Raw genomic sequence first — 16593 nt, forward strand, 5'->3', positions numbered from 1 at the left:
TTCTCGGGTTCGCACCCACATCTAGGCGTTTCTTTTGGTTTTCCCCCAGACAACGTTTGGACGAGGGCTTCAAACCTCCGCGGATTCAGGCACTGCGATCGAGCAGACCATGGAGCGGCTGCCCCAGGGGACCCGGCGTCTTGCCGCTGAACTCAAATCTCCACTTCCTGTTCAGCTGCTCTGGGATGTGCTGACGGATTACGAGAACCTGTCTCGTTTCATTCCCAACCTCAGCACCAGTGAGCTGATTCAGCGCCAGGGTCAGACGGTGCGGCTCCAACAGGTGGGCAGTCAGCAGCTGCTGGGTCTTCGCTTCTCGGCCAAGGTTCAGTTAGAGCTGACGGAATACCGCCAGGACGGATTGCTGCAGTTCCGCATGGTGAAAGGGGATTTCCGACGTTTTGAAGGGTCCTGGCAGATCCGTCAGCGTCCCGATGGCAGCTCACTGCTCTATGAGCTGACGGTTCAAGGCTGTCTTGGCATGCCGATCGGTCTGATCGAGGAGCGGCTGCGGGACGATCTCTCCAGCAACCTCAACGCCGTTGTGCAGGAAGCGCACCGCAGAAACAGCTGAACAAGCAGCGAGGGTGCTGCAGTTAAGGAGCCTTTGATGACCCAGTCATTCTGGGCCTGAAGGCACCATTAAAAACTTGAATTGGTACTCATTTCATCACCAAACAGAGGTTTGGTGATGAGGTCATACCCCCAAGGGGATTCGAACCCCTGTCGCCTCCGTGAAAGGGAGGTGTCCTAGGCCTCTAGACGATGGGGGCGAGGCCGTAATCAGCGAGCGATCTGTGCTCCTGATCACTTGTGAACACTAGGGCTTGGTCGGACCCTCCGTCAAGACAGCTTGACCCCATTCGACACCTTGTCCTTGCCAGATCGGCACCGTGAAGGTGAAGCAGGCGCCTTCGCCAGGGTCCGACACCACCCAGATCTTGCCGCCGTGCACTTCAACGATGCGGCGGCAGACTGCTAGCCCCACGCCATAACCGGTGGTTTGGTCGGAGGTTTGCGGCAGCCGCACCCGATCCAGAAAAATTCGCTGCTGTTCTGTTTCTGGAATACCCGGGCCGCTGTCACAAACGCTCACCTCCACACGCTGGCTGGTGCGGTGCAGCATCGTGAGCGAGATGTGCCCGCCGTCGTTGGTGTACTTCAGGGCGTTTTCGAGCAGATTCAGCAGCACCTGGCGCATGCGGCGCTGATCAGCGAAAACCTTGGGCAGGTCAGCCGGAATGTCGGTTTTGATTTCGACGTTGCGCCCCAACCACAATTTTTCGAGTTCGAGGATCACTTCGGCTGAAACGCTGGCCAGGTCAAGCCGTTGAGGGTTGAACAGGGTTTCCCATCGGGTGGTGCCCACCTCCAACAAATCCTTCGACAGCGCCTCCATCTCCTGCAGGCGGCGGGTGATCACATCCTGAAAGCGATCCATATCGATCTGGCCCAGCTTCTGGCTTTGCAAGGCCAAGGCCGCTGCCGTGAGTGGGGTGCGCAGTTCGTGGGCCACCATGCGCAACAAACGTTCCTGGGCACTCACGCGATCGATCAGCGTTTCGTTCTCCTGGCGCAGCACCAGCAGCTGATCCTCCAGCTGAAGTTCCTTCTGGGTGCGACTGCCATCAAGTTCGGTGGGCCTGAGGCTGAGGCCAAGGCCGCTCACCACCCCATCCTGTTTCCAGCGAGGCACCCATCCTTTGAGTTGCTGAAGGATGTTGCTTCCCGCGAACACCTGCTTGGGGTTCGGCGCCAATTTGATCAGCGCTGGCGTCACCACGAGGCGATGCAGCTCCAGCAGTTCGGGTTGCTGGGCGGGATCGGCAACCTGCAGGGTGACTTCGAAGCCCAGGTCCTCCCGTTCCAGGAACTGCACCAGCGATCGGAGGTCCTGTCCCGACAGGTGATGGCGAGCTGCCACCAGCAACAGCTTCAGGGTTTGACGTGTCTTGGGAGCGTCCTTGACCACGCGGACTGCAAGACAGCAAAAACCGATGCTCACCTTATGGGTTTTTGACTGCACCGCCAGCAGCGCTAAGACGAACAGGAACACTCCGTTGCGTCATTGACGCGGTCCATGTCGCTTTTTTCTGCGCAAAACCGTGTTCCTCTGACCGTTCCCGGCGGAGTGGCTGCCCAGCCTTCGATTCAGGTGGATAGCAACCTGCGTCGCTGGTTCAGCCGCAATCTGGGCTTGTGGCGTTCCCGGCGGCAATACACCTTCAGTGACGATCAGGTTCTCCACTTGGACATGAACCTGAAAATGGAGGCGTTCGCACACCCCGAGGTGGGTGAGAGCCGCTACCGCTTCAGCTGGTGGTCTGACCAGCAAGACCAGCATTCCGACGAATTCTTTGCCCGCAAACCCTGGTTTGAACGCAGTGGCGTGATGGAAGCCACGTTGTGGGGCCATCAACTCCAGAGAAGTCGTGGTTATTTGACGGGAGACCCGGTGCGCACTCGGCTGCGTCAGGTGGATGAGCACGAAACCATCCTCGAATCCCATTACCAGCAGTGGGACATCCTTGAGCACATTCGCCTTGTCGATCAGGACCGCTATCGCTACCGCGCCATCTACAGCTGGGAGAACGGTGATCTCTCGATCGTTGAGCACCACCATGAGATTCGAATGTCCGATCCCCTGCCACTGATCGAGGACGATTGAACGGCGCCGTTGTGCTGATGGCCCAGTTCAACAACCGCGCCTGAGGCTGACGAGTGGAATCTGTAAAGAGTAAATTTGTCAAATAATCTGCTTCATTGAGCACGTGCTAATTCGTTCATTGATCGCGTCGGCATTATTCGTTGCGGCGCATGTTTCGATTTCTGCTCCTGCAAATGCTCAGGTCAGTAAGACAAAGCAAAAGCCTGCCAGCAACGAAGAAGTTCTCACTTATGTCAACATCTCGATAGCTACTTTCTGTGAGGCTCGAGGGCAAAATATTGATTTTCAGAAATCTATGTTAGTTGCGGTTGCAGCTCAGGGGTATCCCGTCTTCTCCAAGCATGGTGGATTGGTCCCAGGCTCTACAAAACCCTTGGAGGAGAAGCAATTCATAGGTAATGCGTCGTACATGGTGATGGCGGGATCCATGAAAATGTGTCCCAAGATGATTCCGGCCGATCAAAAAGCCAAGTTTGAGAAGGCAGTGGCTGAAATGAAGAAAAAATAATTCGTTTCTACCCCCGCCGCATCATTCAAACGCCTGACCGATTGAGGTCAGGCGTTTTTTTGTGTCTGTTCTTCTGCTCTGATGCCGTTGCTTGCTTGATGGTCGGCAGCTTGGCTGAAACGTCCCGGTTTTGAGCGTCGTCCGTCAGGATCGTTCGGTCCTCGCGTGGTTCGGCCATGGCTACAGCTGCTTCGATTCGTCTGGCGGACTACACGCCGTGGGCTTTTGACCTCCCCTCCATCGCCCTGGACGTGAATATCCAGGACGATCATGTCGTCGTTGCCTCCAGACTCAGCCTTGAACCGCGTCGACCTGGAGAGCCCCTGGTGCTGTGCGGCGTCGATCTGGCGATCGAATCCCTGGTGATCGACCAGGCGCCATTGTCGCCAGAGGAATACAGCTTTGCCGACGGACGTCTCACTATCTCCAACGTGCCGGGCCAGCCCTTTGTGCTTGAAACCCGTTGCCGTCTGGATCCCTACTCCAACAGTTCGCTCGAAGGCCTGTACGCCAGTGGTGGTCTGCTGAGCACCCAGTGCGAGGCCGAGGGATTCCGGCGCATCAGCCTGCACCCTGATCGTCCGGATGTGCTGAGCCGCTGGCAGGTGCGGATTGAGGCCAGCCGCAGCAGCTGCCCTGTGCTGTTGAGCAATGGCAATGCGGTTCAGGAGGAATCCGTCGGCGCTGATCGTCATGCGGTCACGTGGGATGACCCCTTCCCCAAGCCCTCCTATCTGTTCGCCCTGGTGGCCGGAGACCTCAGGGAGATTCGTGATCACTACACAACGGCGTCGGGCCGGCAGGTCACTCTGCGCTTGCATGTGGAGGAGGGGGATGAACCTTTCACGGCACATGCCATGGCTTCGTTGAAACGATCCATGCAATGGGATGAATCGGTTTACAACCTTGAATACGACCTGGATGAATACAACATCGTCGCCGTCCGACACTTCAACATGGGCGCGATGGAAAACAAGAGTCTGAATATTTTCAACTCAAAGCTTGTTCTGGCTGATGCGGAAACAGCCACCGATGCTGAACTTGAGCGCATCGAAAGTGTGATTGCCCATGAATACTTTCACAACTGGAGTGGAAACCGCATCACTTGCCGGGATTGGTTCCAGCTGTCGCTCAAAGAAGGCCTGACGGTGTTCCGTGATCAGTGCTTCACCGCAGATCTGCATTCGGAAGCGGTAAAGCGCATTGAGGATGTTGCGATGTTGCGCAACACCCAATTCCGTGAGGATGCTGGACCGACGGCCCACCCGGTGAAGCCAGCGGAATACCAGGCGATCGATAACTTCTACACAACAACCATTTATGAAAAAGGTGCGGAATTGATCCGCATGCTGCGCACTCTGCTGGGGCCTGAGCGGTTCATGGAGGGAATAGCGGTTTACGTGCAACGCTTCGACGGCACGGCCGCCACGACGGAAGACTTTGTTCAGGCGATTGCCGATGGCGCCACCAGCCAGGGCGAGCCTCTTGGCTTTGATCTGGAACGCTTCAAGCGTTGGTACCACCAGGCAGGAACTCCGGAACTCAGCATTGATCGGCGGTGGAACCCCGAATCGGGTCAACTGACGGTGGACTTGCACCAGGCGACGCCTCCCACGCCGGGGCAAGCGGACAAACAGCCCCTGGTGCTGCCGGTTGCCATGGCCCTGGTGGGTGAGCAAGGCCGTATTGGTGAGGAGCAGCTGCTGGTGATGGAGGCTGAGCGCGCCAGCATCACCCTGCAGGGCCAGCCCGGCGACACACCCCCTGCCCTTTCGGTCCTGCGCCGCTTCTCGGCCCCGGTGCAGGTGCGTTTGGAGCAGCCGCTGGAGGAGTGCTTGCAGCTGTTGGCGTCTGATGATGACCCGTTCTGCCGCTGGGATGTGGCCCAGCGCCTGGCACGCCAGGTGCTGTTGGCGCGGGCTGAAAACCAGCCGAAGCCTGCCGTGGAAGCGGCGCTGATTCAGGCCCTTGATCAGCGGATCTGCGCCTACGACGGTGGTGATGGCATGGATCTGGCGGCGCTGCTGGCGCTGCCGGGCATGGCGGAACTGGAGGCATTGCAATCCCCGGTGGATCCGCTGGCACTGGATCAAGCCTTCCGGGCATGGACCCATGAGATGGGCGTTCAATTGCAGTCGTCCCTGCGTCGACTTCTGGAGCTGGCCCGGGCTGACTGGAGCCTGGCTTGGCCGGCGGGTCAGGGCGGCCGGGCCCTGACCGCTTTGGCCTGGCGCTGGCTTGCTGCGGCTGGTGATGCCACGGTTCAAGCGGAGGCATTGGCTGCTGTTTCCGGCCCCTCGATGACCCTGGCGCGGGGAGCCCTGCGGGCCTTGCTGCCGCAGGAAAGCGCTGAGCGTGAGCAGGCGATGGCGCTGTTCTACGAGCGTTGGCAAGACAAGCCCGTGATCCTGGATGCCTGGTTCGCGATGGAGGCATCAGCCCCCAGGTCCAACGCGTTGGAGCGCGTTCAACAGCTGCTGGAGCACCCGCGCTTCGATCCCCTGGCGCCCAATTCCCTTCGCGCTGTTCTCGGTGGATTTACCGCCAATGTTCAGGCGTTTCACGCCATCGATGGCAGCGGCTATCGGTTCATGGCGGAGCAGATCGCAGCGGTCGACTCCCGCAATCCGATCACCGCATCACGGATGGCCAAGGTGTTCAGTCGCTGCGGCAGTTACGGCCCCGATCGTCAAATGGTCATGCGTCAGGCCATCGACCAGCTGGCCGCCAAGCCTTTATCGGCGAACACCGCTGAGGTGGTGCAGTTGCTTACGACGTGACCACCACCAGCACGATCACCGCGATCAGCAGGATCACCAGCCAGCGTTTTGCGTTGCTGCCCCGCCTGCTTTGCGGTGTGGACCGTGCAGCTCGGCTACCGGCCGCAAGGCCGCAGTTCTGACAGACCAGCCGCCCGGCCATGGATCGGTCGGCACGAAACCGGCGGCTTCCGCAGTTCTGGCAGACGGTGACGGCCAAGGTCTCTCGATCAGCGCTTCACCAGCTTGCCTGGCGTGAGCCAGTGAGTCAGTGAGTCAGTCAGACAACAGCCCGTCAGCCAGTCAGTCCCGTTGCCAGCCATCGCAGCCGGCTTTGGCGCGTTGGCGCTTGGTGCGCCGGTAGCTCTCGTTCTGTGCGGCCAGAGCATCACTCGCCGCAGCAACAGCCGTGCTGTCCTTGCCTTCCGCAATGATCAAACGGTTGATGGCCATGGCGTTGCCCAGGCGATTCAGCACCTGATCGATCAAGCGACACTGATCAAATTCGGCGCGCCCCGCAGCCGGGATCCCCAGCAGGATCAGGCTCCAACACGCAGCACGCCAGCCTTTCATCGATCAGCTCAGGGGCTGTAGGTGATGGTGCACTGATAGCGGCTGCTGGCTCCCACATCAATGCTCTTGCAAGTGGTGTTGGTGATCGTTGCCCCTTTCGGGATCACCCGCATCGCCTCAGCGGTGGCGAACTGCTCGGACGGCCCTTGGGCTGTGGCCCGCTTGCCACCGGCAAGAGCTATGGATCCCAGAAGGAGGCTCGCCATCAACAGCGCCGCGTTTCGCATCGTTAGGGCCGGAAGGGGGGCTTCTCCTTTCGGTTTACACAGAACGCTTCCAGGTGACAGCCGTCCTGTGTTCAACAGCCACCCCGGCACCAGCGTTGGCGTTGCGGCCTTGGTTCAGCGTTGGCTTCGCTGGCTGGACTCGGTGCAGGGATTGGAGGTGGCGGCAACAACCCTGCGGGCTGAACGGGAAGACGTCGCGACCCCCATGCGGCATCAAAGGGAACCACCACGAGGGGGATCGGTTCCGCACTCTTTGCCGGCCAGGCCAAAGCACTGGACGCGATCAGGGCTGCGATCAGAAGTCTCATCGCGCCATTTTGCCGATCCTGCGGCCTCATGCCGTCACGTCGGCTGCGTTCTCAGTGCCCTACCCCAAGGCCTCTTCAGACTTTGGAGTAGGAGACGCCGCGGTAGGTGAGAGCAACGCTATTGCGAACGGATTTGATCTGCTCAGCCCGATAGCTTTTGCCCATGTATTTCAGTTGGATTGTTGGCCGCGTCGATACTGCTTCTGTCTTTGCATATTTGTTGCCCAAGAAAGTGAGTTCCATGGCGTGAATAGGGATGAGTAAAAACTTTTTGAGTTCTACGTTCTCGCCCGAATGCAGCAAGGTTCCGCTTGATACCTAGCTCTTTAGTCATTGTTAAGGCTGCGTCAGCTTGATACAAGTTCTGCTCTTAACCCCTGTCCTGGCAGGAGAAAGGGGTTGATTCGACTTGTGGGATTTTGTGTTTATTGATGTGAAGCCGTTGAAATATTTGTTGGTTTTGTATGCGCTGTTGAACTTATCTTGATTGATTCTCTCAGGCTTCAGGCTTGGAGCGCTCCTCTGTTTGCACTTTGCTGCAGCGTTGGCATGCGGCAATCCTGTCTTTGTGGTGTTCCGGCAGCGTTAGCCGGAATGGGTCCACGTCAAATTCGTAGCCACAGGAGCAGCGGGCATGGAACTTCAGTTTTTTCGCTTTTTTGAGTCGCTTTAAAAGGGTGACGTTGCCAAAAACTTGATCGGGCTTGAACCGCTCCAGCTTGGTGCGTTCCTCCGGCGCATGCTTCACCCGGGCCTTGTGCAGGGCGTTGCGCACGGAGTTTTCACTGCCTTTGCCCAGGATCTTGGGGATCTGCAGGATCGATCGCCCTTCCTGCAGATACAGACGCTTGATCTCCTCGATCTCAGCACTTGTGAAGCCAGATTTCTTGCCCACCTGCTCCCTGCCTTTGATTTGAGTCTCTCAGGCGGTGCGCAAGCGCCATCCACGTTCTCGGAGGCGAAATGTCAGCCTGTCGGGATGATCCCACTCGACCCACTGCTGCAACGGCTGGCCGGAGTTGCCGGCATGGAGAGCGGTTGCAAGCGCCTTGTTGTTGTGCAGGGCCAGCTGGGGGATTTCGACTCGATCGAATACGCCCAGGCGCTGGTGCCAAGGCTGCCCCAGTTGGCGGCGCTTGGGGTCAAGGTTCAGCTGTTCGGCATTGGCAACGCCGCCAGTGCCGAACGCTTCGCGGCCTTCACCGGCTTTCCCCTCCAGCAGCTGATCGCCGATCCATCACCCCAGCTGCATCAGGCCCTGGGGTTGGAGGCCGGCTTGAAGCTCCCCGGTGGGCCCTGGCCTGGTTTTCTGTTGATGTGCGCCGGCGTGGGCTCGCCGGGCACCCTGCGCGAGGTGTTGCGCGGTTACACCGGAGATCGCTCGGCGGCCCAGATCTTCGACGACGAAGAGTGGGTTGAAGCCTTTCCTCTGCCGCGCTTCCGGGGGGCTCTGTTCCGCCAGGCCGGTGGTGCCGGGTTCCAGCGACCGTTTGAGCTCGCCACCAAGCGTTTGCGCAACATGAATGAAGTGCTCCGCAACTGGCGCACCTACGTGCCTTGTGACGACTACATCACCCAGCGCGGCGCCACCGTGTTGCTCGACGCCGATGACAGCGTGATCTATTTCCACCGCGCTCAAAGCCTGCTCGGCTACTCCGCCACCATGGAGCGCCCCTTGGCGTTTCTCGATGAGGTTCTGGCCCAGGGCTGAGCTCAACTGACTGTTTTCAACTGGCCGTCTTCACCTGACAGTGTGCTCGCGATACACCGCAAGAGCCGCCACCAATCCGCCAATGAACCCTGCGCTGTGGCCGATCCAGCTGACGCCAGCGGGTGAGACAACGGGGATCAAGGCGATCAGGGCTGAGCCGTAAAGCCAGAACGCCACCAGCCCCAGAGCGATGGAGAGGATGCGGCGTTCCAACCAGCCGATCAGCAGCATGTAGCCCAGCAGTCCGTAAACCACGCCTGAGAGTCCATGGCTTCGGGCGGGCCAGAACAGGGCTACCGGAATGTTGATCAGCAGCACCGACAGCCAGACGCTCATGTAATCGCGCATCCCCCGGCTGAGCACCAGCCAGCTCAGGGGCAGAAACGCCAGGCTGTTGGAGATCAGATGCCCGAAGCCGGCATGGCTGAATGGCGATGTGATCACCCCCCACCACGGTTGATCCGGCCCCATCGGCAGGTTCCACTGCCCCGCAAACAGCAGTTGGTCGATCAGCTCCTGCCCCCAGGCCAAGGCCAGGATCAGCAGGGGAAGCAGCAGTCGAGTGCGCATCGTCTTGCGCCAATGACCACAATGATGACGCGGATGCTGAGCGGATGATCAGAAGCGACGCCGACGTTCTGGTGATCGGCAGCGGCATCGGTGGGCTCTCTGCCGCAGGTTTGTGTGCCCGCGCCGGCCGTGAGGTGCTGGTGCTGGAAGCCCATCACCAACCCGGTGGAGCCGCCCATGGCTTTCAACGCCAGGGGTATCACTTCGAATCCGGTCCATCCCTCTGGAGTGGCCTGGGGCGTTGGCCCAGCAGCAATCCCCTGGCCCAGGTGTTGCGCGCGCTGGACCAGACCGTGGAGGTGATTCCATATCGCAGCTGGGATGTGCTGTTGCCGGAAGGGGATCTGCGCATCGCCGTTGGGCACGACGACTTTGAGGCTGTGGTGCGCAGCCTGCGCGGCCCCGAAGTGGCCGCCGAATGGCGGCGTTTTGTGGAGGCGCTTCAGCCGATTGCCGCCGCTGCCGATGCTTTGCCTTTGCTGGCACTGCGGCCTGGGGTGGATGGCATGGCGCAACTGCTGAAGCGCGGAGGACGTCTGTTGCCGCATCTTGCGGCGATGCGTCACCTCTCCGGTTCTTTTGGGCCCCTGGTGGATCGTCACCTCAGCGATCCTTTCCTGCGCCATTGGGTGGATCTGCTCTCCTTCCTGATCAGCGGCATGCCGATGGGAGACACCAACGCCGCAGCCATGGCCACGCTGTTCGGCGAGTGGTTTGAGCCGGATGCCCATCTCGACTACCCCGTTGGCGGCAGTGCAGCGGTGGTTGAGGCCCTGGTGCGTGGGTTGAAAGCTCACGGCGGCAGCCTGCACACCGGCAAGGCGGTGCAGCAGCTGCGGGTGGAGGGGGATCGTGTGGTGGGTGTGACGTTGGCCGATGGAACGCAGATTGCGGCACGGCAAGTGATCTGCAATGCCGACATCTGGTCCACCCTTGCTCTGCTGCCGGAGTCCGTGGCGCCGAAGTGGCAGCGTCAGCGCCAGGCCACGCCGGCTTGCAACGGCTTCCTTCATCTGCATCTGGGCTTTGATGCCACGGGGCTGGAGAATCTGCCGATCCACACCGTCTGGGTGGATGACTGGGAGCGTGGGATCGACGCCGAGCGCAATGCCGTGGTGTTGTCGATTCCGTCGGTGTTGGATTCCTCGATGGCGCCGGCCGGTCGCCATGTGCTGCATGCCTACACACCGGCCAGCGAACCCTGGGAGCTCTGGGCTGATCTGGAGCGCGATAGTGCGGCGTATCAGCAGAGAAAACAGGAGCGATGTGCTGTGTTCTGGCGGGTGCTGGAACGCCGTATTCCCGACATCCGCGACCGCTGTGAGCTGATCATGGAGGGAACGCCGCTGACCCACAGCCATTTCCTCAATGTTCATCAGGGCAGCTATGGCCCTGCCCTTTCAGCAGCGGAAGGTCTCTTCCCGGGCGTGACGACGCCCCTGGCCAATTTCTGGCTTTGTGGTGCCAGCACCTTCCCCGGGATCGGCATTCCCCCCGTGGCGGCGAGTGGTGCCATGGCGGCCCATGCGGTCCTCGGCCGGGAGACGCAAAACAGTCTGCTGCGAGAGCTGGAGCTTTGAAGCAGCTGCGTCATAACCTCATTCTGGAACGCCGACGCAGTTCATGACTTCCAATGCCCGGATCGATTCGCTGCAGCTGATGCTCACGGATCTGCGCATGCGCAACGAGCCGATCCGTCACAAAGCGGCGTTTCGTGGTTGCCAGCCTGAATTTCAGGCGTTGGTGAGTCGTTTGATCGAGCAACTGGAAGGGGAGCTGCTGGATGAGAAGCAGCGCTCCCGTGAAGCCTCACGTCAGGCCTGATCCTGAAAGAAGGTTGCGCTACTGCGCCTCCTGCAGGGTGGGTTCTGGTTGATTGAGCGTGCCGGCAACATCAGAACGGCCCGGGTGGGTGCGGTGCTGGCTGCTTTGGCTTTGCTGTTGATGCTTTGGGCCGGTTCTGGGCATCCATCCCCCCTTTGCGGACAGCCGTTGGTTTGTTTGGCCTGTCACTGGGGGTGTGCATGAATGCCTGCCTCACCTTGATGTTCAGCTTTGTGCAGCCCGGCCTAACCGGCTTTCTGCTTGGTGTGTGGGGGGCGGGCTATGCCTATTCCTGCGGCCTGGCCACCACCAGTGGAGGCGGGCTGCTCACCTTGCTCAAAGCCTGGAACGGTGGTGATTTGTTTGCTGCCTATGGCGGCGTGTTCGGCCTGCAGATAGTTTGTTTCCTCGCTGCCGCGTTGATGACGCGCCGTTTGGATGTGGTGGGTTTTCGCAACACGGTGAAAACCCGCTTTGCCGATGACATGGAAATAGCAGTCGATTGAAGCTTGGCTAGAGCTCCGGATCCACTAGAACCGGGTTCCTTCCATTGCAGTGAATGGCAGCGCTGCAGATCGTCTGGTTCAAGCGTGATCTGCGCATCGTTGATCACCAGCCCTTGGAGGCTGCTGCAGAGCGGGGTCTGGTGCTGCCGCTGTATGTGGTGGAACCAGAGTTGTGGCAGCAGCCCGATGCCTCCGAGCGGCAGTGGATGTTTTGCCGGGAGTCGCTGCTGGAGTTGCGCCAGGCCCTAGCGGATCGGGGCCAACCCTTGGTGGTGCGCGCTGGGGATGTGGTGCAGGTGCTGGAACGGGCCCGTCGTCAGTTCGGCATTGATGGGCTGTGGAGCCATGAGGAAACCGGCAATGGTTGGACGTACCAGCGCGACAAACGCGTTGGAGCCTGGGCCCGTGAGCACGGCATCGCCTGGACGGAAATACCGCAGTTCGGGGTGACGCGCCGGATGCGCAGCCGCAATGGCTGGGCTAAACGCTGGGAGGTTCAGATGACGGAGCCCATCACACCCGAGTCGGCCGCGTTGCAATCGCTGGAGGGCATTGATCCCGGTGTGATCCCGGAGCACCCCTGTTCAGACCTGCTCTCGGATGCATGTCCGCAGCGTCAGATCGGTGGGCGGTCGATCGGCCTGGAGGAGCTGAACGACTTTTTGCAGCACCGCGCCCCGCGCTATCAACGGTCGATATCGAGCCCCAACACCGCGTTCACCGGGTGTTCGCGCCTGTCGGCTTATCTCACCTGGGGTTGCCTCTCGATGCGGGAAGTGCTGCAGACCAGCCGTACCCACAGCGGCCGCGGCGTCAGCAGCTTTGAATCACGGCTGCACTGGCATTGCCATTTCATTCAAAAGCTGGAGGATCAGCCGGCGATTGAATTCAGCGATTTCCATCCGTTCATGCGCGGCATTCGCGCAGCCGACGCCGAGCGCTTGAGGGCCTGGAGCGAAGGTCGCACTGGCATCCCCTTTGTGGATGCCTGCATGCGCGCCTTGCGGGCCCATGGCTGGATCAACTTCCGCATGCGGGCGATGTTGATGTCGTTTGCCAGCTACAACCTCTGGCTGCCCTGGAGAGACAGTGGCCTGCATCTGGCCCGTCAGTTTGTGGATTACGAACCGGGGATTCACTGGAGCCAATGCCAGATGCAATCGGGCAGCACCTCGATCAACACGATTCGGATCTACAACCCGATCAAGCAGGGGATGGACCATGACCCTCAGGGGCTGTTCATCCGTCAGTGGTGCCCTGAACTCAAGGATGTCCCCATCATTCACATCCATGAGCCCTGGATGCTGGGTGGTGGCATGCCAGCACCGATCGTTGATGTCACCGCATCGATGCAGGAGGCCAAAGAGCGCATCTGGAAGATTCGCCGATCAGCCGGTTTTGATCGCCATGCCGATGCGATTCAGCGCAAGCATGGCTCCCGCAAGGCGGGGTTGAAGCCAACAACGTCTCGGCGGCGCAGCCGCAAACCACAGCAGCCCGACAACGGCAGCCAGCAGCTCAGCCTCGGTCTTTAGTTGCGCTGCAGCAGCAACCGCTTGATCACCCGTTGGGCGATGTCGCCATAGCCCATCTCCCCGGAGAGAATCTGAGCAATGCGCCGTGGTGCGGTGGGCCGCTTGATCCCCAGCTGATACCCCACACCGGGGAAGCGATAAAACACCTGGGCAATGCGCCGGCCCCAGGCCATCGACTCACCCCAGCGCTCCCGCATGCTGCGGCTGTAGCCCCGCAGATCCTTGCTGCTGCCCTTGAGCCATAGGTTCAGATGTCGGGCCGCTTCGCAGCCACTCATCAGGGCAGGGCGTAGCCCTTCCGCCAAAAAGGGGTCGCAAAGCGATGCCGCATCCCCCACCACAACAATGCCGTCGCCATCAAGACGGTGATGACCGTTCCACACCCGCAGTTGGCCGCGCTGACGGATGCCTGCATCGGCGGCGAAACCCAGATCCGGCAACAGCTGGGCCAGCACCTGCTCCGGGTCGGCGTCCTGCTTGCCGATGAAGCTGCCCACCCCGATGTTCACACCACCGGCGAGGGGAAAGGCCCAGGCGAAGCCCTGTTTCACCAGGCCGAATTCAAAGCGGGTTGTGCCATCGCTGAGTTTGCCTTGACCCTCGAGTCGCACCGACATGGTGCTGGCCGTCTGGGGCTGTTTGGCCCCCAGGCCGAGCCGTTGGGGCCAAGGGGATCCCGAACCATCGGCGATCACCACGGCCCGCCCCTGCCAATGGCGTCCGTCGGTTGCCGTGACGTGCCACACGTCTCCATGGCGCCGGATATCATTGACCTCAACACCTGAAAGGCGTTTTGCCCCAGCCTGAATGGCCTGATCTGAGAGCAGTTGATCCAGCGTTTCGCGGCGCACGATCCAGAACGGTGCATCCCCTGGCAACTCGGCGACCACCGGATCCTCCAGGCACCAACTGAAATCCACCTGATCGATCACCTGCTCCACCGCCGGCTCCAATGAAAAAGGGAACCACTGCTGAACTGAGGCTGCCATGCCTCCTCCACAGGGTTTGATCCGCGGCTCGGCGTCGCGCTCAAGCGTCAGAACGTCATGGCCCGCTAAGGCGAGATGCACGGCCGCGGCACCGCCAGCGGCACCGGACCCAACGATCAGGACGTCGTAGGTCCGATCTGATTCGTTGCTCACACCTTGAGGATGTCGGCTTCCTTGGTGGCCAGGTGTTGTTCCAGCTCGGCGATGAACTTGTCCAGTGTTTTCTGAACGCCGTCCTGCTCGTCACGGCTCTGGTCTTCAGAGAACTCCCCTTCCTTTTCCTGCTTCTTGATCTTGTCGATCGCGTCGCGGCGCAGGTTGCGTAGGGCCACCTTGCCTTCTTCGGCGTACTTCGATGCCAGCTTGCAGAATTCCTTGCGGCGCTCCTCGGTGAGGGGCGGCACGTTGATGCGAATGATCTTGCCGTCGTTGTTGGGGGTGAAGCCCAGCTCACTCATCGCGATGGCCTTTTCGATCGAGGCCAGGGCACTGATGTCGAACGGTTGGATCTGGATGGTCTGGGAGTCCGGGGTCGACAGGGTCGCCAGCGACTTCAGCGGTGTGTCAGCGCCGTAGTACTCCACGCTGATGCGATCCAGCAGGGAGGAATTGGCCCGGCCGGTACGGATCGTGTTGAAGTTGCGCTGGGTGGCCTCCACCGACTTGCGCATGCTGGCTTCGAGGTCCTGGGTCGACATGGTTGCTTGGAGAGGAGGCGTGCGAACTGGGTTGGCGTTGTTTAGGAGGGGTCGCCGATGCGGGACCCGATCGGTTCCCCGGCCACGGCTCTGCCGATGTTGCCAGGTTCAAACAGGTTGAAGACAACAATCGGGATGTTGTTGTCTTTGCAAAGGGCGATGGCGGTGCTGTCCATCACGCCCAGCTCGCCGCTGAGCACATCCTGATAGCTGAGCTGTGCGTGTTTCACCGCGTCGGCGTGCTTGGCCGGGTCTTTGTCGTAGACCCCATCCACCTTGGTGGCTTTGAACACCACATCGGCATTGATTTCGGCGGCCCTCAGGGCAGCCGTGGTGTCGGTGGTGAAGAAAGGGTTGCCGCAACCGGCGCCGAACACCACCACCCGATTTTTCTCCAGATGCCGGATCGCTTTGCGACGGATGTAAGGCTCCGCCACTTCCTGCATGGCGATGGCTGTTTGCACCCGGGTTGGAACACCGGCCCTCTCAAGCCCGTCTTGGAGGGTGATGGCGTTCATCACCGTGGCCAACATGCCGACGTAGTCAGCTGTGGCTCTTTCCATGCCCGCTGCAGACCCCTTCAGGCCGCGGAAGATGTTGCCGCCGCCCACGACGATCGCCAGCTGGGTGCCATTGGCCACCACCTTGGCCACATCGGAAGCAATCGACTGAACAATGGCGGGGTCGATGCCATAGCCCTGAGATCCCATCAGAGCTTCGCCGCTGAGTTTCAGCAGGACGCGTGTGTAGGTCATCTACGGTCCAGATCCTTCCGACAGTAGCAAGCACTGGCACAAGCCTCTGATCGCCGCTTGGATGGGGAAACCGCGGCTGTTTGATGCCAGAGACCGATGCCACCCAAAGCGGTGTGATGGCCCGTCTCACGCTTTCAGCCCTGGAACGGGCCAGTCAGGATCCCGACTGTTGGCGTGAACCGGTGGTGCATCGCGCTCTGTTGGTGAGTGGGCTTTCGGTGCTTACCGCTGCCACCCGTCATCTTCAGGATGATCTCGAGGCGGCTGAAGCGGCCTGAGACCGGCTGGTTCAACCCTTAAAACTCGATGCCCGCCTGGGCCTTCACCCCCTGTTCGCGGAAAGGGTGGTGCACAAGGGTCATCTCCGTCACCAGATCGGCTCGCTCCACCAGCTCGGCTGGTGCACCCCGGCCGGTCACCGCAACGTGGGTGAGCTCCGGTCGCTCGTTCAATCCGGCGATCACCGTATGGGCCTCGATGTAGCCCAGTTTCAAGGCCACGTTCAGTTCGTCCAGCAGCACCAATTTCACGCTGGCATCGCGCAGATAGCCCAGGGCCGTCTGCCAGGCCGCCTCCACCAGTTGCTGATCCCGCTCTCGGTTCTGGGTTTCCCAGGTGAAGCCTTCCCCCAGGGCATGCCAACTCACCTGCTCACCGAAGGCCTGCAGTGCCCGTGCTTCGCCGGGCTCCCAGCCCCCCTTGATGAATTGAACAATCGCCACCCGCTCGCCATGGCCAAGGGTGCGCAGCACCAGCCCAAGCCCGGCGGTGGTTTTTCCCTTGCCCTGGCCGGTGAACACCAGCACCAGCCCCTTCTCCTTATTACGTTCCTCCACCCTTTGCTTCTGCACCTGCTGGCGCCGCTCCATCCGTTTGCGGTAACCGGCATCGTCGGTTTCTGGGGCGAGATTGCCCCCCATGCCCAGTTCCGCGGCGGATTGATCGAGGTCGTTGGTGCTCAT

General features: G+C 60.5%; 22 protein-coding genes and 1 tRNA gene. 10 read left to right on the plus strand and 13 right to left on the minus strand.

Going from position 1 to position 16593, the window contains the following annotated elements; genetic code table 11:
- The first annotated feature begins 109 nt into the window (after nt 1–109).
- On the plus strand, nt 110–574 hold the full coding sequence (locus DXY03_RS00385; RefSeq protein WP_244272159.1) for an SRPBCC family protein: 465 nt from the start codon (nt 110–112) through the stop codon (nt 572–574).
- A 126-nt stretch (nt 575–700) separates the two neighbouring features.
- On the opposite strand, the gene DXY03_RS00390 is transcribed toward DXY03_RS00385, so the two are convergent.
- Both DXY03_RS00390 and DXY03_RS00395 read right to left on the minus strand, forming a co-directional pair.
- A tRNA-Glu gene (locus DXY03_RS00390) sits at nt 701–773 on the minus strand.
- 47 nt (nt 774–820) lie between these two features.
- Nucleotides 821–1972, minus strand: a complete 1152-nt coding sequence (locus DXY03_RS00395) for a histidine kinase (protein WP_115009224.1) — start codon at nt 1970–1972, stop codon at nt 821–823.
- Between the two features lie 108 nt (nt 1973–2080).
- On the opposite strand from DXY03_RS00395, the gene DXY03_RS00400 reads away from it, so the two are divergent.
- The 3 genes from DXY03_RS00400 to pepN all read left to right on the plus strand — a co-directional run bounded on the left by DXY03_RS00400 (nt 2081) and on the right by pepN (nt 5956).
- The gene (locus tag DXY03_RS00400) at nt 2081–2668 is read left to right on the plus strand and encodes a hypothetical protein (RefSeq protein WP_115008663.1); all 588 of its coding nucleotides are present in this window, start codon (nt 2081–2083) and stop codon (nt 2666–2668) included.
- Nucleotides 2669–2786: 118 nt separating this feature from the next.
- Nucleotides 2787–3176, plus strand: coding sequence for a cAMP phosphodiesterase (locus DXY03_RS00405; protein ID WP_244272161.1), 390 nt, complete (start codon nt 2787–2789; stop codon nt 3174–3176).
- A 176-nt stretch (nt 3177–3352) separates the two neighbouring features.
- Complete coding sequence (gene pepN, locus DXY03_RS00410; RefSeq protein ID WP_115008665.1) at nt 3353–5956, plus strand: aminopeptidase N; 2604 nt, start codon at nt 3353–3355, stop codon at nt 5954–5956.
- Here the strand turns inward: pepN and DXY03_RS00415 are convergent.
- The 6 genes from DXY03_RS00415 to DXY03_RS00435 form a co-directional block, all read right to left on the minus strand.
- Nucleotides 5946–6155: a transcriptional regulator gene (locus DXY03_RS00415; RefSeq protein WP_115008666.1), complete on the minus strand. Its 210-nt coding sequence runs from the start codon at nt 6153–6155 to the stop codon at nt 5946–5948. The genes pepN and DXY03_RS00415 overlap by 11 nt on opposite strands.
- 83 nt (nt 6156–6238) lie before the next feature.
- Nucleotides 6239–6508, minus strand: coding sequence for a hypothetical protein (locus DXY03_RS00420; RefSeq protein WP_115008667.1), 270 nt, complete (start codon nt 6506–6508; stop codon nt 6239–6241).
- 8 nt (nt 6509–6516) lie between these two features.
- On the minus strand, nt 6517–6714 hold the full coding sequence (locus tag DXY03_RS00425; protein ID WP_244272163.1) for a hypothetical protein: 198 nt from the start codon (nt 6712–6714) through the stop codon (nt 6517–6519).
- A gap of 92 nt (nt 6715–6806) precedes the next feature.
- A complete protein-coding gene (locus DXY03_RS11760) occupies nt 6807–7043 on the minus strand; it encodes a hypothetical protein (protein ID WP_136987601.1) in 237 nt (78 codons plus the stop codon).
- A 75-nt stretch (nt 7044–7118) separates the two neighbouring features.
- Nucleotides 7119–7346, minus strand: a complete 228-nt coding sequence (locus DXY03_RS00430; RefSeq protein WP_115008669.1) for a DUF4278 domain-containing protein — start codon at nt 7344–7346, stop codon at nt 7119–7121.
- Nucleotides 7347–7539: 193 nt separating this feature from the next.
- Nucleotides 7540–7938: a hypothetical protein gene (locus DXY03_RS00435; RefSeq protein ID WP_115008670.1), complete on the minus strand. Its 399-nt coding sequence runs from the start codon at nt 7936–7938 to the stop codon at nt 7540–7542.
- Nucleotides 7939–8022: 84 nt separating this feature from the next.
- On the opposite strand from DXY03_RS00435, the gene DXY03_RS00440 reads away from it, so the two are divergent.
- Nucleotides 8023–8754 (plus strand): peroxiredoxin-like family protein, encoded by a 732-nt coding sequence (locus DXY03_RS00440; RefSeq protein WP_115008671.1) that lies wholly within the window; start codon nt 8023–8025, stop codon nt 8752–8754.
- Nucleotides 8755–8784: 30 nt separating this feature from the next.
- Here DXY03_RS00440 and DXY03_RS00445 read toward each other — a convergent pair whose 3' ends face one another.
- The gene (locus tag DXY03_RS00445) at nt 8785–9324 is read right to left on the minus strand and encodes a rhomboid family intramembrane serine protease (RefSeq protein ID WP_115008672.1); all 540 of its coding nucleotides are present in this window, start codon (nt 9322–9324) and stop codon (nt 8785–8787) included.
- Between the two features lie 44 nt (nt 9325–9368).
- Between DXY03_RS00445 and DXY03_RS00450 the strand changes: the two genes are divergently transcribed.
- From DXY03_RS00450 to DXY03_RS00465, 4 genes are all read left to right on the plus strand, one after another.
- Nucleotides 9369–10904, plus strand: coding sequence for an NAD(P)/FAD-dependent oxidoreductase (locus DXY03_RS00450; protein WP_115008673.1), 1536 nt, complete (start codon nt 9369–9371; stop codon nt 10902–10904).
- 43 nt (nt 10905–10947) lie between these two features.
- Nucleotides 10948–11148, plus strand: coding sequence for a hypothetical protein (locus DXY03_RS00455; RefSeq protein ID WP_114988545.1), 201 nt, complete (start codon nt 10948–10950; stop codon nt 11146–11148).
- 125 nt (nt 11149–11273) lie between these two features.
- Entirely contained in the window at nt 11274–11654 is a 381-nt protein-coding gene (locus DXY03_RS00460; RefSeq protein WP_244272165.1) for a PucC family protein, read from the plus strand.
- Between the two features lie 53 nt (nt 11655–11707).
- Nucleotides 11708–13189, plus strand: a complete 1482-nt coding sequence (locus DXY03_RS00465; RefSeq protein WP_115008674.1) for a deoxyribodipyrimidine photo-lyase — start codon at nt 11708–11710, stop codon at nt 13187–13189.
- Here DXY03_RS00465 and DXY03_RS00470 read toward each other — a convergent pair.
- Genes DXY03_RS00470 through pyrH form a run of 3 tightly spaced genes read right to left on the minus strand, consistent with a single transcriptional unit; the run spans nt 13186 to nt 15631 of the window.
- The gene (locus DXY03_RS00470; RefSeq protein WP_115008675.1) at nt 13186–14331 is read right to left on the minus strand and encodes a geranylgeranyl reductase family protein; all 1146 of its coding nucleotides are present in this window, start codon (nt 14329–14331) and stop codon (nt 13186–13188) included. The genes DXY03_RS00465 and DXY03_RS00470 overlap by 4 nt on opposite strands.
- A complete protein-coding gene (frr, locus tag DXY03_RS00475; protein WP_115008676.1) occupies nt 14328–14876 on the minus strand; it encodes a ribosome recycling factor in 549 nt (182 codons plus the stop codon). The genes DXY03_RS00470 and frr overlap by 4 nt, the downstream gene beginning before the upstream one ends.
- A 41-nt stretch (nt 14877–14917) precedes the next feature.
- Complete coding sequence (gene pyrH, locus DXY03_RS00480) at nt 14918–15631, minus strand: UMP kinase (RefSeq protein WP_115008677.1); 714 nt, start codon at nt 15629–15631, stop codon at nt 14918–14920.
- 83 nt (nt 15632–15714) lie between these two features.
- On the opposite strand from pyrH, the gene DXY03_RS00485 reads away from it, so the two are divergent.
- Nucleotides 15715–15909, plus strand: coding sequence for a hypothetical protein (locus DXY03_RS00485; protein ID WP_114988539.1), 195 nt, complete (start codon nt 15715–15717; stop codon nt 15907–15909).
- Nucleotides 15910–15927: 18 nt separating this feature from the next.
- On the opposite strand, the gene cobO is transcribed toward DXY03_RS00485, so the two are convergent.
- Nucleotides 15928–16593: a cob(I)yrinic acid a,c-diamide adenosyltransferase gene (gene cobO, locus DXY03_RS00490; protein WP_115008678.1), complete on the minus strand. Its 666-nt coding sequence runs from the start codon at nt 16591–16593 to the stop codon at nt 15928–15930.

Origin of the sequence: Synechococcus sp. N5, from assembly GCF_900473925.1 — a bacterium.
In the GTDB taxonomy this organism is placed as follows: Bacteria; Cyanobacteriota; Cyanobacteriia; order PCC-6307; family Cyanobiaceae; genus Parasynechococcus.